Origin of the sequence: Rhodococcus sp. CH91 (genome assembly GCF_022554085.1) — a bacterium.
Taxonomy (GTDB): Bacteria; Actinomycetota; Actinomycetes; order Mycobacteriales; family Mycobacteriaceae; genus Rhodococcus.
In genome coordinates, this window is sequence record NZ_JAKFYR010000002.1 from 317,641 (window position 1) to 338,200 (window position 20,560).

The window sequence follows — 20,560 nt, forward strand, 5'->3', positions numbered from 1 at the left end:
GGGGCGGGCGTGTGTCGAAGCGGCAGAGCCACGCGGTAGCCTTCTGACCATGACCAACGGTGATTCCGCAACTGCTGTCGAGCTTCCGTTCGGCACCGTCGCCACTGCGATGGTGACCCCGTTCACTGCCGATGGCAAGCTCGACGTGGATGCGGGTGTGCGTCTGGCGAACTTCCTCGTCGACGGCGGCTGCGACGCACTGGTTCTCGCCGGTACCACCGGCGAATCGCCCACCACCACCGAGAACGAGAAGATGGAACTGATGCGGGCCGTGCTCGCATCCGTCGGCGACCGCGCCAAGATCATCGCCGGGGCCGGCAGCAACGACACCGCCCACAGCGTCGAGCTCGCCCGCGACGCCGCGCGAGCCGGAGCGCACGGCCTGCTCGTGGTGACGCCCTACTATTCGCGCCCCCCGCAGGCCGGCCTCTACGCGCATTTCGTCGCCGTGGCCGATGCAACCGATCTGCCGGTCATGCTCTACGACATCCCGCCGCGTTCCGTCGTGCCCATCGAGACCGACACCCTGCGCCTGCTCGCCGAACACCCGAGGATCCTCGCGGTCAAGGACGCCAAGGGAGACCTGAACGCGGGAGCCGAACTGATCGGGACCACCGAGCTGCAGTTCTACTCGGGTGACGATCCGTTGAATCTGCCCTGGCTGTCGGTCGGTGCGGTCGGGTTCGTCAGTGTCATCGGTCATCTCGTGCCGGGCCGTCTCCGTGAGCTGCACACGGCCTTCGCCGCCGGAGACCTCGAACTCGCCCGCCGCATCAATCTGTCCATGGTGCCCATCTACCGCGCTGTCGCACGACTGGGCGGGGTGAGCGCATCGAAGGCCGGTCTGCGATTGCTCGGTATCGATGTGGGAGAGCCACGTCTGCCGCAGGTCGCGCCGGTGGCTGCGCAGATCGACGCTCTCGCAGCCGATCTGCAGACCGCGGGGGTGCTGTGATGAGTCGTCCGAACCGTAGCCGTGGCCGCGCGACCCGTAACGCCGGTCCGCCCACCCGCCCGCCCCGCCGCGTGGCCCAGAATTCCGCTTCCCCGCAGCGTCCCGACGCACGCGTCGTCGACCCGACCGAAAGACTGGGGCCGCCGCCGAAGGCGCCCCGCAACGGCCTGCGCGTCGTCGCGCTCGGCGGTATCGGGGAGATCGGCCGCAACATGACGGTCTTCGAACATCAGGGCCGTCTGCTGATCGTGGACTGCGGTGTGCTGTTCCCCGAAGACCAGCAGCCCGGCGTGGATCTGATCCTTCCCGACTTCCGGTACATCGAGGACCGGATGGACGACATCGAAGCGATCGTCCTCACCCACGGTCACGAGGACCACATCGGTGCCGTGCCGTTCCTGCTGCGTCTTCGCCCGGACATCCCGGTCGTCGGTTCCAAGTTCACCCTCGCGCTGGTCGCAGCCAAGTGCCGTGAGCACCGGCAGCGTCCCAACCTCGTCGAGGTCGTCGAGGGGCAGACCACCTCCCACGGCCCGTTCGAGTGCGAGTACTTCGCCGTCAACCACTCCATTCCCGACGCGATCGCCGTCGCGATCCGCACGGCCGCCGGTGTCGTGCTGCACACGGGCGACATCAAGCTCGACCAGTTGCCGCTCGACAACCGGCTCACCGACCTCGCCGGCTTCTCCCGGCTCGGCGACGAGGGCGTCGACCTGTTCCTCGTCGACTCGACGAACGCGGAGGTGCCGGGCTTCGTCACTCCCGAGCGCGAGATCGGCGGAGTACTCGACAACGTCATCGGCAAGGCCACCAACCGCGTCATCGTGGCGTCCTTCGCGAGCCACGTGCACCGCATCCAGCAGATCGTCGATGTCGCCGAGCGGTACAACCGGCGCGTGGCGTTCGTGGGCCGCTCGATGGTCCGCAACATGCAGATCGCGCAGGATCTGGGTTACCTGAACGTGCCGGACGGCCTCGAGGTCGACATCGACACCGCCGCGAGCATGCCCGACGACCGGGTCGTGCTGGTCTCCACCGGTTCCCAGGGCGAGCCGCTCTCGGCCCTGTCGCGGATGGCGCGGGGCGAACACCGTCAGATCAACATCCGCGCCGACGACCTCGTCGTGCTCGCCTCGTCGCTGATCCCCGGTAACGAGAACTCCGTGTTCGCGGTCGTCAACGGTCTCGCCAAGCGTGGAGCGAAGGTCGTGACCCAGCAGAACGCGAAGGTGCACGTCTCCGGTCACGCATCGGCCGGTGAGCTGCTGTATCTGTACAACGCGGTGCGCCCGACCAACGCCATGCCGGTGCACGGCGAATGGCGGCACCTGCGCGCGAACGCCGCGCTCGCCGAGGCGACGGGCGTTCCCCGCGACCGGATCGTGCTCGCGGAGGACGGCGTGGTCGTCGACATGGTCGACGGGCTTGCCGAGATAGTCGGCCGGGTCCCGGTCGGACACGTCTACGTCGACGGCCTGTCGGTCGGCGACGTGGGGGAGTCCACCCTGTCCGATCGGCTCGTCCTCGGCGAAGGTGGCTTCATCTCGATCTCGGTCGCCGTCGACGCCGGCACGGGGCGTGCGGTGAGCACGCCGGAGGTCTCCGGGCGTGGATTCTCCGACGATCCGGGCGCGCTGAACGAGGCGGCACAGCTCGTCGACAAGGCGCTCAACGAACTCGCAGCCGAGGGTGTGACGGAGACCCATCGCATCGCGCAGGGCATCCGCCGCGTCGTCGGCCGGTGGGTCGCGGAGACCTATCGCCGTCGCCCGATGATCGTCCCCACGGTGATCGCGGTCTCTTGAGCGTCCTCCGGGGCCGCCGCGTGCGGCCCCGGAACACGCACGCTCGCGTGATGGGCGTGGCGAGCGTCGATCGCTAGAGTGGCGGAATGAGCCTCGCCCGAAGCGAACGACATGCCCTCGTCCGCACCATGTCCGAGGTCGGACCCGACGCGCCGACGCTCTGCGGCGACTGGTCGGTCCGGGATCTCGCTGCCCACCTGCTCGTCCGCGAGCGGCGCGTGGACACGATGCCGGGCATCGTCGTCCCTGCTTTCGCCGGGCACACCGAGAAGGTGCGCCGTGCCGCCACCGATCGGCAGTGGGCACATCTGCTCGCGGACCTCGACTCCGGCCCGCCGAAGTGGTCCCCGCTGTACCTGCTCGATTCGGTCGCCAACGCCGCCGAGATGTTCGTTCATCACGAGGATGTGCGTCGCGCGCAACCAGGCTGGGAGCCGCGGGCGCTGTCGTCGGACGACCAGGACCACCTCTGGCGGGTCGCGCGGATGATCGGACGCAACAGCTACGGCGGTTGTGACGTCACCGTCGTGTTCGAACGAGCCGGCACGGGGGAGAACGCCACGGTGCGCAAGCGTGGCCCCCGCACCGTGGTCCTGCGCGGCGAACCGTCCGAACTCCTGTTGCATGCCTTCGGCCGCGACGAGGTGCGATTGGAGACCGACGGGGACGAATCCGCCGTCTCCGAACTGACGAGCTCGAAGCGCGGAGTGTGAGGCCCCCTCAGGGGCCGTTGTGACCAGTGCCGCCGTCGGTACCCGTGTTGCTGATGGTTCATGAGTGGTCGGTGCGGCTACCCTGACGGATATGGCAGGAAAGTCGTCGGGCAGCCGCGGAACGTCGTCTACGACCTCTCGGTCGCGGACGGGGACGCGGAGGTCGGGCGGCAGCACGGCCCGCACCACGGGCGCCTCGTCGTCGAGGGGGAGAACGTCGGCCTCGTCGAAGGGCTCCGGCTCCACCGCGAGCAGATCCACCGCCGCCCGCAAACCCCGCACAGCAGCCTCGACGGCGAGCCGTCGCACCGGCGGTACCGCGCGTCGGGCCCCGGCCGGCGGTCGGCGGCCCGCGCCGCCCCGTCCCCGGCGCAGTTCCGGAGGAATCCTCACCGCGGTCGGCCGCACGATCGGTGCCGGATGGGTCGTGACGGCCCGCGCGGTCGGAGCCGCGACCCGCACGATGGGTCGCGCCACCGAGATCGAACACGGACACCGCCGCGACGGGATCGCCCTCGGACTGATCTCGATCGGGGTGATCATCGCCGGCACGGTGTGGTTCGGGGTCGGTGGACCGGTGGGGGAGTGGGTCGAAACGGCGGTCCGCGCTGTCACCGGTGGCGCGAGCGCTGTGCTTCCGCTCGTCGGAATCGGTGTGGCGGTGACGCTCATGCGCACCGAACCCCAACCCGAGATCCGGCCTCGGCTCGTCCTCGGTGGGCTGCTCGTGGGCCTGGCGGCGCTCGGACTGTGGCACATCGCGTCCGGTTCCCCGACGGACGCGGAGGGACGCGCCGAAGGCGCCGGTTTCGTGGGGGCGGCCGTGGGCGGTCCGCTCACCTCGGGTCTGACCGTCTGGCTGTCCGTGCCGCTGATGCTGCTCGCGGCCGGGTTCGGAGTCCTGCTGCTCACCGGCACTACAGTTCGTGAACTGCCCGACCTCTTCCGCGACTACTTCGGGATCGGTTACCGCGACGACGACGAGTACGGCGACTACGGCTACGGCCACTACGACGACTACGGAGACGACGAGCCGCCGGTGTTCGATGCGGACGGCTACCCGGTCGACGACGAGCCCGCGCCGAAGCGGTCCCGGCGCCGGCGCACCCCGGCCGAGAACTACCCGCCCGACGAGTTCGACGGCGACGCGAAGACCGAGGTGCTTCCACTCTGGGACGGCGACACGCCCGAACCCGAAGCGCCGCGCACCCCGCCTCCCACCCTGGAGATGCCGTCGGTGACGGAGGCCGAGGCCGCAGCGGCTCCCGCTGCGCCGGCACGCAGGAAGACGAAGCCCGCTCCCGCGCCCGAACCCGTCGACCAGACATCGGAACCGGAACCGGCCGAGACCTTCGTCCGCGACCGGGAGGTCGACGGCGACTACACGCTTCCCTCGCTCGCCCTGCTCACCAAGGGCGACCCGCCCAAGACCCGCTCGGCGGCGAACGACCAGATGATCGAAGCGATCACCGAGGTCCTCGAACAGTTCAAGATCGACGCCGCGGTCACCGGCTTCACCCGCGGTCCGACCGTCACCCGTTACGAGGTCGAACTCGGCCCCGGCGTGAAGGTCGAGAAGATCACCGCGCTCGCGCGGAACATCGCCTACGCCGTCGCGACCGACAACGTGCGGTTGCTCGCGCCGATCCCGGGCAAGTCGGCGGTCGGTATCGAGGTCCCCAACACCGACCGCGAACTCGTCCGGCTGTCGGACGTTCTGGCGGCGCCGTCGACTCGCCGTGATCACCACCCGCTGGTCATCGGCCTCGGCAAGGACATCGAAGGCGACTTCGTCTCCGCCAACCTCGCGAAGATGCCCCACCTGCTGGTCGCCGGTTCCACGGGCTCGGGCAAGTCGAGCTTCGTCAACTCGATGCTCGTCTCGCTGCTCATCCGGGCGACGCCCGACGAGGTGCGGATGATCCTCATCGATCCCAAGATGGTCGAGCTCACCCCCTACGAGGGCATCCCACATCTGATCACGCCGATCATCACGCAGCCGAAGAAGGCGGCTGCGGCACTTGCGTGGCTCGTCGAGGAGATGGAGCAGCGCTACCAGGACATGCAGGCGAACCGGGTGCGCCACATCGACGACTTCAATGCCAAGGTGAAATCGGGGGAGATCACGGCCCCTCTCGGCAGCGAACGGGTCTACCGGCCGTATCCCTACATTCTCGCGATCGTCGACGAGCTCGCCGACCTGATGATGACGGCCCCGCGCGACGTGGAGGATGCGATCGTGCGGATCACGCAGAAGGCCCGCGCCGCGGGCATCCACCTCGTGCTGGCCACGCAGCGGCCCTCGGTGGACGTCGTCACGGGTCTGATCAAGACGAATGTGCCGTCGCGGCTCGCTTTCGCCACGAGCTCGCTCACGGATTCGCGCGTCATCCTCGACCAGCCGGGCGCCGAGAAGCTCATCGGTATGGGTGACGGACTGTTCCTGCCCATGGGTGCGGGCAAGCCCGTGCGTATGCAGGGCGCATTCATCACCGACGAGGAGATCGCGGCGGTCGTCGACTTCGCCAGGAATCAGGCCGAACCGGAGTACAACGAGGGTGTGACCGCGCCGAAGGCCGGCGACAAGAAGGACGTCGACCCCGATATCGGCGACGATCTCGACGTCTTCCTCCAGGCTGTCGAGCTGGTCGTCACGAGCCAGTTCGGCTCCACCTCGATGCTGCAGCGCAAGTTGCGTGTCGGCTTCGCCAAGGCGGGCCGTCTGATGGATCTGATGGAAACCCGCGGAGTGGTCGGTCCCAGCGAAGGAAGCAAGGCTCGCGAAGTGCTGGTCAAGCCCGAAGAACTCGACGGTCTGCTGTATTCGATCCGCGGTGGTGGAGATGCCGCGGAGGGGGCGTCCGGTGCCGAGTAGTTCGCCTGTGGCACAATCGGGGACAGCTGTGGAGGGGAGTATCCCCTAATCCGCGGCGGTCTCGTCAGCACGTGCGGCACCGTAGCCGTCCCGGGGCCGTCGGTCCGGGAAGACATCCGGGCGGGAGAGACCTCCGGCAGGTACGAGAAGAACCTACCGGAAGGCTGTGAAGCCCGTGCACGTAAGTTTGACGACCTGGTTGATCACGATCGCCGTCATCCTCGGATTGTTCGTCTTCGACTTCTTCGCCCACGTCCGCAAACCCCATGCGCCGACGTTGCGCGAATCCGGATTCTGGTCGGCGGTGTTCATCGCCATCGCGATCGTCTTCGGTGTCATCGTCTTCGCGATATGGGGACCGACCTACGGCGGTGAATACTTCGCCGGTTACATCACCGAGAAGGCGCTGTCGGTCGACAACCTGTTCGTCTTCGTCATCATCATGGCGACCTTCGCGGTGCCGAGGGAGTTCCAGCAGAAGGTACTCACGATCGGCATCGTCCTGGCCCTGGCCATGCGCGGCGCCTTCATCGCGGTCGGTGCCGCGGCGATCAACGCGTACAGCTGGGTGTTCTACCTCTTCGGCATCTTCCTGATCTACACGGCGATCAAACTCATCCGCGACCACGGTGAGGAACCGGAGGCCGTCTCGGAGAACCGGATGGTCAAGATCGTCCGGAAGTTCCTGCCCGTCCACGACGAGTACGACGGCGACAAGCTCGTCACCCGTATCGACGGCAAGAAGATGATCACCCCGATGCTGCTCGCCCTCATCGCGATCGGCTTCACCGACATCCTCTTCGCGCTCGACTCGATCCCGGCGATCTACGGTCTGACCTCCGAGCCGTATCTGGTGTTCACCGCGAACGCCTTCGCCCTGATGGGTCTGCGGCAGCTGTTCTTCCTCATCGGCGGTCTGCTCGAGCGCCTGGTCTACCTGTCCTACGGTCTGTCGGTCATCCTGGCGTTCATCGGCGTGAAGCTCGTTCTCCACGCGCTGCACGAGAACACCCTGAGCTGGATCAACGGTGGCGAACACGTGGCCGTTCCGGAGATCTCGACGGGCTTGTCGCTCACCGTGATCGTCGGTGTGCTCGTCGTGACGACGGTGGCCAGCCTGCTCAAGACGCGAGGCGAGGAGGACGAGCCCGTCAAGCGTTGAACACGCCCATCACCGGGTTCCACCCGGTGATGCGTACGGCATCGACGAGGTCGCGCTGCGCGAACGGGTCCTGGGACATCAGTTCGCGCGCCGCGGCCTCGTCTGCCACGTCGACGAGGATGAGTGCGCCGGAGCCGTCGGTCCACGGGCCCGTGGCCCGGACGATGCCCTGCTCCACGAGATCGGCGAGCCAGGCCCGGTGCTTCGGGCGGTGTTCGTCGCGCGCCGTGGCGGTCGCGTCGGAATAGGTGTACTCGACAGCGAACAGGGCCATCGGTTCCTCGCTTTCGTGATGTCGGCGGTGCCGGGTTCTCAGAGGGTGAGCAGCATCCGGGTGTTCCCGAGCGTGTTCGGCTTCACGTAGCTCAGGTCCAGGAACTCGGCGACGCCGGTATCGTACGACCGGCACATCTCGGCATAGACCTCGGCCGTGACCGGTGTTCCGTGGATCTCCGTGAATCCGTGCCGCGAGAAGAAGTCCACCTCGAAGGTGAGCACGAACAATCGCTCCAGTTCGAGTTCGCGGGCGACCTCGATCAGACGGGCGACGATCAGGTGCCCCGCGCCGCGGCCCTTGACCGAGGGGTCGACGGCCACGGTGCGAACCTCGCCGAGATCCGACCACAGGACGTGCAGGGCGCCGCAGCCCACCACCCGGCCCGCGAGTTCGGTCACCCAGAACTCCTGGACGGCCTCGTACAACGTCACCAGATTCTTCTCGAGCAGGATCCGACCCGCGTAGATGTCGATGAGCCGCTTGATCTCGGGCACGTCGGAGGTTCGGGCGCGCCGCACGACCATTCGATCGGTCGAGTCGTGATTCGTCGCCGGTGTCGTCATGCGGTGAACAGTAGCGCGTGCGCCTAGCGATATTGTGGGGCACATGAGCACGCCCCGCCAGCATGTCACCGCGTCGGGCGGGAGCGGCGCCGCACCTGGACCGCACGCCGGGATCCCGCACGAACCCGTGCCCTTGTGGAACATCGCCAACATCCTGACGGTGGGCCGGATCGCGTTGGTGCCGGTATTCCTGGTGCTGCTCTTCGTCGGCGACGGGCACGACACCGCGTGGCGGCTCGCGGCGACGGGCGTCTTCGCGATCGCCGCCATCACCGACCGGATCGACGGTCAACTCGCCCGACGGCACGGCCTGGTCACCGATTTCGGCAAGATGGCCGATCCCATCGCGGACAAGGCACTCATCGGCGCGGCCCTGGTCGGACTGTCGCTGCTCGGTGACCTGTCGTGGTGGGTCACCGGGATCATCGCTGCCCGCGAACTGGGAATCACCGCTCTGCGTTTCGCCGTGCTGCGCCACGCCGTGATTCCCGCGAGCCGCGGGGGCAAGGCCAAGACGCTGGTCCAGACACTCGCGATCGGCATCTACCTGCTGCCACTGCCCGAGGCGGTCGCACCCGTGGCGATCGCCCTGATGGTCCTGGCCGTCGCCCTGACGGTGGTGACGGGACTCGACTACGTGGTGCAGGCGGTGCGGCTGCGCACCGGTGTGCGTCGAAGCGAGCACGCCCATGCAGAGGACGACCACCCCGTGGGTGAGGACGCGCGGTGACGCGGCCTCGATCCGTCGGTGACCGATCGGGTATCCGCCTCGGTGCGGTCGACACCGCTGTGTCGGGGCTACTCGCGCGACTGCGGTGGCCGTCGGCGTTGTAATGTCTGGACACCGCAGTATCGAGGTCCGATCGATCTGCGGGAACCTCGTGACGTCGTCGTGCGTTGTCGAGGTGTCGGCACGACGGACGAAGGAGGATGGGATGGCGCTGTTGTTGCGTGAGGCACTCGGTGACAGCCTTCGGCGCACCCGTGTTTCGCAGAGCCGCACCCTGCGCGAAGTGTCCAGCAGCGCCCGGGTCAGCCTCGGTTATCTCTCGGAGATCGAGCGCGGCAGAAAGGAGGCCTCGAGCGAACTGCTCGCGGCCATCTGCGATGCATTGGACGTCCCGCTGTCCGACGTGCTGTTCGACGTGAGCGGTCTGCTGGCGGACAGGGGAGACCGTCGTGCAGGCGTGGGGGCTGCTGCCTCCGCAACCGCATCTGCGGACCGATCCGACGACGGTGCCGTCGGCGAGTCCGGCCTGCGCGCGCAGGACCCGCGGATGGTCATTCCCGCACCGGCCGCGCAGGCGCTGGCAGCCGCCTAACATGGATCAGGAACCGTGCCGGCCTCGCCGGATGCGGGCGGAAGCGACATCGCCCGGGCCGTGGCGCGTGCACGGACCCGGGCAGGGCAGGTGGGGTCGTCGGGGGGTACAGCGCACCGGCGATCTTCGAACCGGGGCGCGAGGGCCGCGCACCGGGTCGCGTTCGGCGCGGCGTACCAGATGGAGGCAGGATCACACCCATGGCTAATCCTTTCGTCAAGGGCTGGAAGTACCTCATGGCGCTTTTCAACTCGAAGATCGATGAGAAGGCCGATCCGAAGGTTCAGATTCAGCAGGCGATCGAGGACGCTCAGCGTCAGCATCAGGCGCTCTCGCAGCAGGCGGCTTCCGTCATCGGTAATCAGCGGCAGCTGGAGATGAAGCTCAACCGGCAGCTGGACGAGGTCGAGAAGCTCAACGCGAGCGCACGCCAGGCTGTGATGATGGCCGATCAGGCCACCGCCGCCGGCGACACCGAGAAGGCGATCCAGTACACGAACGCGGCCGAAGCGTTCGCTGCGCAGCTCGTGACCGCCGAGCAGTCGGTGGAGGACCTCAAGGTGCTGCACGACCAGTCGCTGCAGGCCGCCGCGCAGGCCAAGAAGGCGGTCGAGCAGAACGCCATGGCACTGCAGCAGAAGGTCGCCGAGCGGACGAAGCTGCTCAGCCAGCTCGAGCAGGCCAAGATGCAGGAACGCGTGAGCGAGTCCCTGCGCTCGATGGACTCGACCCTCGCCGCTCCGGGCTCCACTCCGAGCCTCGACGCGGTCCGGGAGAAGATCGAGCGCCGCTACGCCAACGCCCTCGGCTCGGCGGAACTGGCCCAGAACTCCGTTCAGGGACGCATGCTCGAGGTGCAGCAGGCCACCGTCCAGATGGCCGGTCACAGTCGTCTCGAGCAGATCCGTGCCTCGATGAAGGGCGAAGCGCTCCCCGGTGCGGCCACCAATCCGGCGGTCGACACCCGCAAGGAGCCGCCGAGCGCCGCCGGCACCACCGGCCAGTGATTGCTCCCGTCTTCGCGTAGCTCGGAGGACCACCCATCGACGACCGGGAACGTGACATCGCCATGAACATCTCCGGACACGGCCGGGCCGGGAACATCTCCGGCTCGGCCGGTGCCGCCCTCCGCGATGTCACGGGGGCCGCGGTGGAGGCCGCACGCAGATGGCGCGATCCTGCGGCCAGGTTGCGGCGGAAGAAGCGTCGTGCCCGGCGCCGTGCCTCGTTCTTCGGTGCCACCTCGGGCACCTCGGCTGTCGGCACCGCCGCCCTGGTCGCGGCGTCGGCTCCGGACTGGACTTTCGTTGCGACCGGCGGAGCGACAGCCGTGCTGGCGGTGCCGGCTGTTCTCGCCTTCCGTACCTTCCGTCGTCTCGACGCGATGCCTCTACCACCACCGCCTCCGCGACGCCGCTCGCTCCCGCCCGGCGGGTCGGTCGCCCGAGCCCCGATGGAACGTCTCGCCGCGGACGAGGACAGCCTCGCTCGTCTGCTCGGTGTCCTCGTCCGGTCGAACTCCGTGGCCGCCGACGATCTCGCCGAGATCGAGGACGCAGCCCGAGCTGCCTCGTCGGCCCTCGACGCCGTCGTCGAGGACGTCGTCGCCCTCGAAGCGGCAGCCCGCGGCAGCGCCGCCGCGAAGGCCCATCTGTCGGGCGCGATCAGCGACGCGGGTGGCCGTCTCGAGGCCGGTGTCGACCAGTTCGAGGAACTCGTCGCTGCGGCTGCGCGTCTGGCGGCCACCGCCGAGGGCAACCGCTCGCTCACGATGCTCGACCGGCAGCGCGCCGAATTGATCGCCACCTCCGACAAGCTCGAGAGCTGGGCGCAGTCCTGGCGTGAGGTGGCACAGATCCAGCAGCGCTTCCGGGACTGACGTCAGTCGTCCACGCCGCGGGCGGCGAGTGCCTCACCCATCGCTTCCGCCGTCCGCAGGCTTCCCACCACCACCGGGACGGCGAGGGCGCGCAGCGAGAACCCGAGCCCCCGTGCCTTCCGGGCCTCGGTCACCCGCGTGACGACCGTGCCGAGCAGCGGAACGGCTCGCACCGTCATCACCAGGACGAGGCCGACCCGGTCGGGGTCGACGCCCACTCGTGCCAGGGGTCGTGCCGCACGGACGATCGTGTCGAGCATGTCGGTCGTCCGCGTGGTGAGGGTGACCAGCGCGGCCAGTGCGACAGCCACCAGGAGCGATCCGCAGATCACCACCGCTCGCTCCCAGCCGGCCACGAGGACCTGGAACACGGCGACGATCGACAGCATCCACACCAGCGGGCGTAACTGCACCGCGGCGAGACGCGCCGGGATCCGGGCGATCGCATACGCGAGAAGGGTGAGGGCGGCGGCGGGCAGTACCTGCCAGGGCTGCCGTATCCACAGGGTGAATACGAGGATGGTCAGGGCCGCTGCGATCAGCTTCCCACCCGCCGGCGCGCGATGCAGGGGAGAGCTGCCGGGATGGTAGAGACCGAAGGTGTTCACCCGATCAGTTCCCGGTAGAACGCGAGGGCCGGTGCAGGCTCGTCGTCCGCGACGATCCGGCCCGCATCCACCACCAGCACACGATCGAAATCCCCGAGAAGGTCGAGGTTGTGGGTCACGGCGACGACCTGCTGCGGCAGGCCGGCGAAGGTGCGCGCGATCAGCTTGGTGTTCCGCAGATCCAGCAGCGTCGTCGGCTCGTCGGCGACGAGCACCGCGGGATCGGTGACCATGATCGCCGCGAGGGCGAGCAACTGCTTCTGGCCACCCGAGAGCAGATGACTGGGGTGGTCGTGATGCCCCGCGAGCCCGAAATCGTCGAGCACCTGCCGCACCCGCGCGGCCCGCTCCTCCTTGCCGAGCCCGCTGCGGCGGAGGGAGAAGGCCACATCCTCGGCGACGGTCGGCATGACGATCTGGTGGTCGGGGTCGGTGAACACGAATCCGACCCTTCTGCGCACCTGCCGGCCCTTGCGTGCGGTGTCGAGCCCGTCCACGCTCACCGAACCCGACGTCGGTACGAGCAGGCCGTTGATCATCCGCGCCATCGTCGACTTGCCGCTGCCGTTGGCGCCGACGATGCCGATACGTCGCTCGGTGAGGGTGACGTCGACACCGTCGAGCACGGTGCGGTCGCCGTAGGCGTGCCGAACCTCGCGGAACCGGATCTCGCTCATCGGCAGTCGGTCGCCGGCATCAGTGGGCAGGATCCGCCGCCGACCGCTGGGCGAAGCGCGGCGCCGCCAGAGCGGGGTAGGCGCGGTGCACCTGAGCGGCGACCACGGCGGCGACGACCGCCTTGAGCAGATCGCCGGGGAGGAAGGCGACATTGGCCGCGGCCGCGGCCCAGACCGTGAGATCGGTGCGCAGAACCATGCCGGCGATACCGAAGGCGTAGAGCACGACGATGCCGCCCAGCACGTTCACGGCCACGCCGGGCAGCGTCCGGTAGCGCGGCAGCATCCGCATACTGAGCCAGCCGATGACGGCGACGGCCGGAATCCAGCCGATGAGGAAGCCCACCGTGGGCCCCGCCAGCGACGTGAGGGTCGTGCGGCCTCCTGCCAGAACGGGCAGTGCCAGACCGAGCACGATCACGGTGAGCACCGCCAGCACACCTTTGCGCGCACCCAGCAGGGCACCCGCCGTCATCACCCCGAGAGTCTGCAGCGTGATGGGCACGCCGGACGATCCGATGCTGATCTGCCCGGGCAGTCCGAGGGCGATGATCAACGCGGCGAAGACGGCGATCTGCGCGAGGTCGCGCGCGGGGATACGGCGGGACGAGGACACGATTCTCAGCCTTCTGGTATGGGTGGTGAACCTGTAGAGCCTAAGCCGTACCGGCGTGCCGTGCGTCACCGACCCGCACCCCGACGCGTCCCGTCTCGTCCGGGGTGCGCCTCGGGGAGTCCCCTGATCTTTCCCTGATATCCGTTCTGACCTGCTGTTTTTCCGGGTCCGACCTGTCACGATCGAGGGGTGTCGAGCAACGGATCCCGGCGAGCAGTGGCCGGGGCGAGAGAGGGAGTGGCCATGTTCTGGAAGATCGTAGGAATCGTCGCCGTGGTGTGGGTGGGTCTGGCCGTGATCGGCGCCCTGCTCGACAACCTGTTCGGCATCCTCGTACTCGGCGCCGTGATCTTCGGCGGATACCTGCTGTACAAGGCAGTATCGGGAGGTGACAAGCACGATCTGACACGACTGTAGAACGAGGGGTGTCCATGGAGACGGTACCGGAGGACTGGCGCCGCGGACTGGTCGTCGTGGCCCACCCGGACGACATCGAATACGGTGCCGCGGCAGCGATCGCGCGATGGACCCGGCAGGGCAAGGAGATCGGATACGTCCTGGCCACCCGGGGTGAGGCGGGCATCGCCGGTCTGCCGCCCGAACAGAGCGCTCCGCTGCGAGAAGCCGAGCAGCGCGAATCCGCACGGATCGTCGGGGTGGAGACTGTCGAGTTCCTCGGCTACCGGGACGGGCAACTGGTCGCGGGGCTCGATCTACGCCGCGACATCGCCGCCGCGATCCGGCGTCACCGGCCCGAAATGGTGGTCACGCTCGCCTTCGCTCTCAGCCCGCGGCCCGGGTGGATCAACAGCGCCGACCATCGGGCGCTCGGAATCTGCGTCGTCGACGGCGTGTCCGACGCCGCGAACGAATGGATCTTCCCGGAACTCACCGCGCGCGGCCTCGAGCCGTGGCGCGGCGTGCGATGGGTCGCCGTGTGTCCGCCTTCGTCTCCCACTCATGCGGTGGACGTGACCGAGACGGTCGACATCGCGGTCGAATCCCTCGCCGCACACAGGCGCTATCTCGAAGCTCTGGACGGCAGACCGGTCGAGACGCAGGCGCGTGAGCAGGTCGAGCAGGTGTCGGCGCCCATCGCCGGCTTCGCGGCCGAGCGCGCTTCGGGATTCGAGTTGTACACCTTCGCGGGATAGGGGACGTCCCGCGAGGGCGGTGTGTGGCACGCTGGGCGCCGTGCGAGTGGCGGTGGTGGCCGGGCCCGATGCGGGCCATGCGATTCCGGCGATCGCGTTGTCGCTGCGTCTCACCGATGCCGGGCACGACGCGGTCGTCTTCACGGGCGCGCGCTGGCTCGGAGCCGACGTGCCCGGTGCGAGGATCGCGGAGTTGAAGGGGCTCGCGCCCCGGCGCGAGGACGACGACGGCGATGCCGGAGCGAAGATCCACGCGCGCGCCGCCCACATCGCGAGTGAGATCCTCGCCGATCTCAAGGACCTGTCACCGGACCTCGTGGTGGCGGATGTGCTCACGGCGGGTGGGGGAATGGCTGCCGAGACGCTCGGAATCCCGTGGATCGAATTGTCGCCGCACCCGCTCTATCTCCCGTCGCGTGGTCTTCCGCCCATCGGCAGCGGTCTCGCCGTGGGTACCGGCGTGCGAGGCCGGCTGCGGGACGCCGCGCTGCGCGCGATGACCGCACGGTCCCTGAGACAGGGGGAGCGAGAGCGTTCGGCCGCCCGCATCGGGATAGGACTGCCCGCTCGCGACCCCGGTCCGCGGGCGCGCCTGATCGCCACCCTGCCGGCGCTCGAGGTTCCCCGGCCCGACTGGCCGGACCACGCGCATCTGGTCGGCCCGTTGTTGTGGGAGCCGACCGAGGAGATCCTCGACCCTCCGCCCGGCGACGGGCCCGTCGTGATGGTCGCGCCGTCGACCGCGACGACCGGTGTCGCAGGGATGGTCGAGACCGTCTGCGATGCCCTCGACGGGACCGGTATGCGTGTCGCCGCGACGATGCTCGACCCGCCGGAGCAGTCGCTGCCGGAGTGGGCCGTCGCCGGTCGCGGCCGGCAGGACGTGCTGTTGCGGCATGCGGACGTCGTCGTGTGCGGGGGCGGGCACGGGATGCTGGCGAAGGCCCTGACTGCCGGGGTGCCCGCGGTGATCGTGCCGGGAGGCGGCGATCAGTGGGAACTGGCGAACCGCGCGGCGCGGCAGGGGAGCGCGGTGGTGGTGCGCCCGCTCGACGCCGGTTCGATCCGGGCCGCGATCGGGAAGGTGCTGTCGTCGCCGGACTTCGCTGCGGCGGCCCGTGCGGCTGCGGACGGGGCGCGCGGGATGCGGGATCCGGTCGCGGTGTGCGAGTCCGTGCCGGGCTGACTGTCGCAGCCCGTCTCCCGCGACTACCGTGGTCGGGGTGCGGTTGACGGAGTTCTACGAGGTGGTCCGCGACGAATTCGGGCAGATGCACGGAGATGCGCTCCTGCGCGACCACGTGCTGCTCTCGCTCGGCGGGCGGACCGCTGCCGAGGCCATCGAGGCGGGGCGCGAGCCCCGGGATGTCTGGCGGGCGCTCTGCGACGAGTTCGACGTGCCACCGGTGCGGCGATAGCTCCTGCCTGTCCTCGGCCGGTGCCGGGAGATCTTCACGAATCCCCTCTTCGAACACGTGTTCGGCTATGCTGGGGCCATCGGGAGGGTTGTCGTCCACAGGCGGTGATTCCATCCACAGGCGCGGCGTTTCCGCCGTCGCGGCAGCCAACTTGTCGGTGCCGGGTTCTAACGTCGTCGACAACAAGGACGAGATTCGATTAAGGGGACCAAGATGGCAGCACAGGCTCACGACCGCGAGAAGGCGCTCGAACTCGCCCTCGCGCAGATCGACAAGAGCTTCGGCAAGGGCTCGGTGATGCGGCTGGGAGAGGACGTACGTCCTCCCATCGCCGTCATTCCCACCGGGTCGATCGCACTCGACGTGGCGCTCGGCATCGGCGGTCTGCCGCGCGGCCGCGTCATCGAGATCTACGGCCCGGAGTCGTCGGGTAAGACGACCGTGGCCCTGCACGCGGTGGCGAACGCACAGGCCGCCGGCGGAATCGCGGCGTTCATCGACGCCGAGCACGCTCTGGATCCGGACTATGCACGCAAGCTCGGCGTCGACACCGACGCCCTGCTGGTGTCGCAGCCCGACACCGGTGAGCAGGCGCTCGAGATCGCCGACATGCTCATCCGTTCGGGCGCACTCGACATCATCGTCATCGACTCGGTGGCAGCACTCGTGCCGCGCGCCGAGATCGAGGGCGAGATGGGCGACAGTCACGTCGGCCTCCAGGCCCGGCTGATGAGCCAGGCGCTGCGCAAGATGACGGGTGCGCTCAACAACTCCGGCACCACCGCGATCTTCATCAACCAGCTGCGCGAGAAGATCGGTGTGATGTTCGGTTCGCCCGAGACCACCACGGGCGGTAAAGCTCTGAAGTTCTACGCCTCCGTCCGCCTGGACGTACGACGGATCGAGACGCTCAAGGACGGTGGCGACGCGGTCGGCAACCGTACCCGCGTGAAGGTCGTCAAGAACAAGGTGTCGCCGCCGTTCAAGCAGGCCGAATTCGACATCCTGTACGGCCAGGGCATCTCGAAGGAGGGCTCGCTCATCGATATGGGTGTCGATCAGGGCTTCATCCGCAAGTCCGGCTCCTGGTACACCTACGAGGGCGATCAGCTCGGCCAGGGCAAGGAGAACGCCCGCAAGTTCCTGCTCGAGAACACCGACATCCGCGACGAGATCGAGAAGAAGATCAAGGAGAAGCTCGGTATCGGTGCGGTGCTCACCGACCCGAGCGACGCCGAGGAGCCGGCCGACTTCTAGTCACCACTCCGACGAACACACGGGGCGCGGACGGTGCATTCGTCCGCGCCCCGTGGCGTCCGGCTGTGCTGTCGGTGGGGCCGGTTACTGTGCGCCTCATGGACGACCCCGACGAACGACGACCCGCACGGCGCGCGCGCCGGCGTCCTGCTCGGGCCGAGCAGGAGCTGCCCGGTGGCGGAACGGAAGCGCAGGCCAAGGACGCCTGTCTCCGGCTGCTGACGGATCGTGCCCGCAGCCGGTCCGAACTCGCGGCCAAGCTCGAGCAGAAGGGGTTCGCGTCCGAGGTCGCCGAGCGCGCGCTCGATCGGCTCACCGAGGTGGGGTTGATCGACGACGCCGATTTCGCCGACCAGTGGGCGCGTTCACGGCACCTGCACGCAGGAAAAGGCAAGCGCGCGATCGCACTCGAACTGCGGCGCAAGGGCATCGACGCCGCCGACGCGGAGGCCGCGCTCGAACAGATCGATCCTGCCGACGAGCGGGAACGCGCGGTCGAACTGGTCCGCAAGAAGCTGCGGAGCCAGTCGCCGCTGCCCACCGAGGGCGATCGCCGCGAGATCGCTGCCGAACGCGACAAGCTGGTGCGGCGACTGGTCGGCATGCTCGCGCGGCGTGGCTACGCGCAGGGGATGGCGTTCGACGTCGTGCGGGAAGAGCTCGCGACCTTCGGAGCGGACGCGAGCGACCTCCCGCACGACTGAGCGCTATGGGCGGCGCTCGCCCGCCATATCCAGGCCCGGTACCTCCATCGTCGGGAGGTTGTCGGGGTCTTCGGCCCCGATCGCGCCCTTCTTGCGCCTGCCGGAGCGCAGGCGCTTCTCGAGCCACATCGCGAATCTGGTCAGCGCGCTGTTGAGGACGATCATGATCACCGCGACCACCAGCAACGCCGGCAGATAGTTGGCGAAGAAGGCGCCGAGCTGCTGGCCGGAACGGACCACTTCGACGTAGCCGATCAGATACCCGAGTGCCGAATCCTTGAGCGCGATCACCATCTGCGACACGATGGCGGGCAGCATGATCGTGACCGCCTGCGGCAGCAGGATCAGCCGCATGATCTGGTTCTTCCGCATACCGACCGCGGCAGCAGCCTCGGCCTGCCCACGCGGCAGCGACCGGATTCCGGCGCGGACGATCTCTGCGATCACCGAGCCGTTGTACAGGGTCAGGCCGGTGATGACCGCCGCCAGCGCCAGATATTCGGACTTGAAGACGCGGTACTCGGCGAACACCTGGTAGGCGAAGATCATCAGGATCAGAACCGGCACAGCCCGGAACAGTTCGACGATCGTCCCGGCGACTGCGCGGACCCAGCGGTGATCGGACAGTCGAGCGATACCCAGCACCGTGCCGAGCACGAGCGCCAGCACGATCGACGCGACGGCCGCGACGATCGTGCCGCGGATACCGGGCAGCAGATAGGTGGTCCAGCTGGTGGATTCGAGGAAGGGCTCCCACTTCGCGGCCGTGAGCTGACCGTTGGCGTCGAGCGCCCGGTACACGATCCAGCCGACGAGGACGAGGAGCGCGACGACGAGGACGGACAGGATCCGGTAGATCGCTTTCGCGCGAGGGCCGGGGGCGTCGTAGAGAACGGTTCCGTGGGCACTCATCGGGCAACCTCGAATCGCTTGCTGAGCCAGCCGAACAACAATCCGGTGGGGAGGGTCAGGATGACGAAGCCGAGCGCGAAGATGCCGCCCACGGCGAAGATCGCCGCCTCGTTCTCGATCATCGTCTTCATCAGCAGCGACGCTTCGGACACGCCGATCACCGAGGCGATCGTCGAATTCTTCGTCAGTGCGATGAGAACCGATCCGAGCGGGGCGATGACTGCCCGGAAGGCCTGAGGCAGCACGATCAACCGCAGATTCTGGCTGAAGGTCAGCCCGAGCGAGCGGCCTGCTTCCGACTGGCCGAGCGAGACCGTGTTGATGCCGGAACGAAGCGACTCGCACACGAAGGCGGCGGTGTACACGCTCAGTCCCAGCACCGCGAGCCGGAAGTTGTTGTCCACCAGGAAGGTCGGCGACGACTCGGAGGCCAGCTTGATGCCGAGGGTCTGGGACAGCCCGAACAGACAGAAGATGATGATCAACGTCAACGGGGTGTTGCGGAAGATCGTCACGTAAGCGGTGCCGACGGCGCGCGCCACAGGTATCGGGGACACCCGCATCGCAGCGAGGATCGTTCCGAGGATCAGCGCGCCTATCGCCGACACGACGGTCAGCTGGATCGTGGTCCAGAACGCGTCGAGTAGTTGGCTGCCGTACTTGCTCAACAGATCCACAGGTCACTCCGGGATCGAGGGGACGGGGCGGAGTCCGGAACGGTCCGGCCGGTCCGCGCATTTCTCACGGACCGGCCGCACCGACGGACGAAAGGGTCGAACGTAGGGCTCAGTAGCGATCGACGGTGGGCTGTTCGGGGAGTTCGTAGCCCGACACGCCGACCGTCTCCTGGAACGCCGTCTCCCATGCACCGCTGGCGATCATCTCGTCGATCGCGTCGTTGATCGCGTTGCGGGATTCGTCGTCACCCTTGGCGAGGCCGATGCCGTAGCGCTCGGTGGTGAACGGCTCACCGACGACCTTGAAGTCGCCGGGACTCTGTGCTGCGTATCCGGCGAGGATGATGTCGTCGGTGGTCACCGCGTCGACCGCGCCGTTGCGCAACGCCTCGACACACAGGGAGTAGGTGTCGAACTCCTGGAGCTGAACGTCCTGCGCGTAGTTGTCCTTCACGTTCTGGGCCGGAGTCGAACCCGCCACCGAGCACAGGCGCTTGCCGCCGCTGAGGGAGTCGGGTCCGGTGATCTCCGTGTCGTCCGCCCGGACGAGGAGCGACTGGCCGGCGACGAAGTACGGTCCGGCGAAGTCGACCTTCTCCTTGCGGCTGTCGGTGATCGAGTAGGTGGCGACGACGTAGTCGACCTCGCCGTTCTGGATGAGCGTCTCACGCTGGGCGGACGGCGCTTCCTTGAACTCGATGTTCTCCTCCGGGACACCGAGCTGCTCGGCGACGTACTTGGCGACTTCGACGTCGAACCCGCTGAACGAACCGTCCGGATTGCGCAGGCCGAGACCCGGCTGATCGAACTTGATGCCGACCGTGAGGGTGCCGTTCTCGGCGGACTGAGAGACGCTGCGCGTCTCGTCGCCGCCGCATGCGGTAGCGACCACCGCCACGGCAACGGCGCCGATGCCCAGGCGGATCGAGCGGGACAGTTTCATCGAGTACCTCCGGTACGGGTCGGGCGTGGACAACGACGTGCGG

23 protein-coding genes are annotated in these 20,560 nt (G+C 68.2%); 15 read left to right on the forward strand and 8 right to left on the reverse strand.

What is annotated here, in order from left to right:
• The first annotated feature begins 49 nt into the window (after positions 1-49).
• The 5 genes from dapA to MOM01_RS05130 all read left to right on the forward strand — a co-directional run bounded on the left by dapA (position 50) and on the right by MOM01_RS05130 (position 7,510).
• Positions 50-955: a 4-hydroxy-tetrahydrodipicolinate synthase gene (gene dapA, locus MOM01_RS05110; protein ID WP_241384303.1), complete on the forward strand. Its 906-nt coding sequence runs from the start codon at positions 50-52 to the stop codon at positions 953-955.
• Complete coding sequence (locus MOM01_RS05115; RefSeq protein ID WP_241384304.1) at positions 955-2,760, forward strand: ribonuclease J; 1,806 nt, start codon at positions 955-957, stop codon at positions 2,758-2,760. The genes dapA and MOM01_RS05115 overlap by 1 nt, the downstream gene beginning before the upstream one ends.
• An 86-nt stretch (positions 2,761-2,846) precedes the next feature.
• Entirely contained in the window at positions 2,847-3,473 is a 627-nt protein-coding gene (locus tag MOM01_RS05120) for a TIGR03085 family metal-binding protein (RefSeq protein ID WP_241384305.1), read from the forward strand.
• A gap of 91 nt (positions 3,474-3,564) precedes the next feature.
• Positions 3,565-6,348 carry a DNA translocase FtsK gene (locus tag MOM01_RS05125; protein ID WP_241384306.1) on the forward strand — a complete coding sequence of 928 codons (2,784 nt, stop codon included), beginning with the start codon at positions 3,565-3,567 and terminating at the stop codon, positions 6,346-6,348.
• Between the two features lie 175 nt (positions 6,349-6,523).
• A complete protein-coding gene (locus tag MOM01_RS05130) occupies positions 6,524-7,510 on the forward strand; it encodes a TerC family protein (RefSeq protein ID WP_241384307.1) in 987 nt (328 codons plus the stop codon).
• Here the strand turns inward: MOM01_RS05130 and MOM01_RS05135 are convergent.
• Positions 7,500-7,784, reverse strand: coding sequence for a YciI family protein (locus MOM01_RS05135; RefSeq protein ID WP_241384308.1), 285 nt, complete (start codon positions 7,782-7,784; stop codon positions 7,500-7,502). The genes MOM01_RS05130 and MOM01_RS05135 overlap by 11 nt on opposite strands.
• 38 nt (positions 7,785-7,822) lie before the next feature.
• A complete protein-coding gene (locus tag MOM01_RS05140; protein ID WP_374112270.1) occupies positions 7,823-8,311 on the reverse strand; it encodes an amino-acid N-acetyltransferase in 489 nt (162 codons plus the stop codon).
• An 82-nt stretch (positions 8,312-8,393) separates the two neighbouring features.
• Between MOM01_RS05140 and pgsA the strand changes: the two genes are divergently transcribed.
• The 4 genes from pgsA (at position 8,394) to pspM (ending at position 11,551) form a co-directional block, all read left to right on the forward strand.
• Positions 8,394-9,080 (forward strand): CDP-diacylglycerol--glycerol-3-phosphate 3-phosphatidyltransferase, encoded by a 687-nt coding sequence (gene pgsA, locus MOM01_RS05145; RefSeq protein ID WP_241384310.1) that lies wholly within the window; start codon positions 8,394-8,396, stop codon positions 9,078-9,080.
• A gap of 205 nt (positions 9,081-9,285) precedes the next feature.
• Positions 9,286-9,672 carry a helix-turn-helix domain-containing protein gene (locus tag MOM01_RS05150; RefSeq protein WP_241384311.1) on the forward strand — a complete coding sequence of 129 codons (387 nt, stop codon included), beginning with the start codon at positions 9,286-9,288 and terminating at the stop codon, positions 9,670-9,672.
• 200 nt (positions 9,673-9,872) lie between these two features.
• Positions 9,873-10,679: a PspA/IM30 family protein gene (locus MOM01_RS05155; protein WP_241384312.1), complete on the forward strand. Its 807-nt coding sequence runs from the start codon at positions 9,873-9,875 to the stop codon at positions 10,677-10,679.
• A 62-nt stretch (positions 10,680-10,741) separates the two neighbouring features.
• A complete protein-coding gene (gene pspM, locus MOM01_RS05160; RefSeq protein ID WP_241384313.1) occupies positions 10,742-11,551 on the forward strand; it encodes a phage shock envelope stress response protein PspM in 810 nt (269 codons plus the stop codon).
• Positions 11,552-11,553: 2 nt separating this feature from the next.
• Here pspM and MOM01_RS05165 read toward each other — a convergent pair whose 3' ends face one another.
• Genes MOM01_RS05165 through MOM01_RS05175 form a run of 3 tightly spaced genes read right to left on the reverse strand, consistent with a single transcriptional unit; the run spans position 11,554 to position 13,452 of the window.
• Positions 11,554-12,159: an energy-coupling factor transporter transmembrane component T family protein gene (locus tag MOM01_RS05165; RefSeq protein ID WP_241384314.1), complete on the reverse strand. Its 606-nt coding sequence runs from the start codon at positions 12,157-12,159 to the stop codon at positions 11,554-11,556.
• The gene (locus MOM01_RS05170) at positions 12,156-12,836 is read right to left on the reverse strand and encodes an energy-coupling factor ABC transporter ATP-binding protein (RefSeq protein WP_241384315.1); all 681 of its coding nucleotides are present in this window, start codon (positions 12,834-12,836) and stop codon (positions 12,156-12,158) included. Before MOM01_RS05170 ends, MOM01_RS05165 begins: the two co-directional genes overlap by 4 nt.
• Positions 12,837-12,855: 19 nt before the next feature.
• Complete coding sequence (locus tag MOM01_RS05175) at positions 12,856-13,452, reverse strand: biotin transporter BioY (protein ID WP_241384316.1); 597 nt, start codon at positions 13,450-13,452, stop codon at positions 12,856-12,858.
• Positions 13,453-13,695: 243 nt separating this feature from the next.
• Between MOM01_RS05175 and MOM01_RS05180 the strand changes: the two genes are divergently transcribed.
• From MOM01_RS05180 to recX, 6 genes are all read left to right on the forward strand, one after another.
• Entirely contained in the window at positions 13,696-13,869 is a 174-nt protein-coding gene (locus tag MOM01_RS05180) for a hypothetical protein (RefSeq protein WP_241384317.1), read from the forward strand.
• A gap of 14 nt (positions 13,870-13,883) precedes the next feature.
• Positions 13,884-14,606 (forward strand): PIG-L deacetylase family protein, encoded by a 723-nt coding sequence (locus tag MOM01_RS05185; protein WP_241384318.1) that lies wholly within the window; start codon positions 13,884-13,886, stop codon positions 14,604-14,606.
• A 40-nt stretch (positions 14,607-14,646) separates the two neighbouring features.
• Complete coding sequence (locus MOM01_RS05190; RefSeq protein WP_241384319.1) at positions 14,647-15,792, forward strand: glycosyltransferase; 1,146 nt, start codon at positions 14,647-14,649, stop codon at positions 15,790-15,792.
• A gap of 37 nt (positions 15,793-15,829) precedes the next feature.
• On the forward strand, positions 15,830-16,024 hold the full coding sequence (locus tag MOM01_RS05195; RefSeq protein WP_241384320.1) for a DUF3046 domain-containing protein: 195 nt from the start codon (positions 15,830-15,832) through the stop codon (positions 16,022-16,024).
• Between the two features lie 213 nt (positions 16,025-16,237).
• A complete protein-coding gene (gene recA, locus MOM01_RS05200) occupies positions 16,238-17,281 on the forward strand; it encodes a recombinase RecA (RefSeq protein WP_241384321.1) in 1,044 nt (347 codons plus the stop codon).
• Between the two features lie 98 nt (positions 17,282-17,379).
• Complete coding sequence (gene recX / locus MOM01_RS05205) at positions 17,380-17,985, forward strand: recombination regulator RecX (RefSeq protein WP_241384322.1); 606 nt, start codon at positions 17,380-17,382, stop codon at positions 17,983-17,985.
• Between the two features lie 3 nt (positions 17,986-17,988).
• On the opposite strand, the gene MOM01_RS05210 is transcribed toward recX, so the two are convergent.
• From MOM01_RS05210 to MOM01_RS05220, 3 genes are all read right to left on the reverse strand, one after another.
• On the reverse strand, positions 17,989-18,897 hold the full coding sequence (locus MOM01_RS05210; RefSeq protein ID WP_241384323.1) for an amino acid ABC transporter permease: 909 nt from the start codon (positions 18,895-18,897) through the stop codon (positions 17,989-17,991).
• A complete protein-coding gene (locus tag MOM01_RS05215; RefSeq protein ID WP_241384324.1) occupies positions 18,894-19,574 on the reverse strand; it encodes an amino acid ABC transporter permease in 681 nt (226 codons plus the stop codon). The genes MOM01_RS05210 and MOM01_RS05215 overlap by 4 nt, the downstream gene beginning before the upstream one ends.
• 109 nt (positions 19,575-19,683) lie before the next feature.
• A complete protein-coding gene (locus MOM01_RS05220; protein ID WP_241384325.1) occupies positions 19,684-20,517 on the reverse strand; it encodes a glutamate ABC transporter substrate-binding protein in 834 nt (277 codons plus the stop codon).
• Between the last annotated feature and the right edge of the window lie 43 nt (positions 20,518-20,560).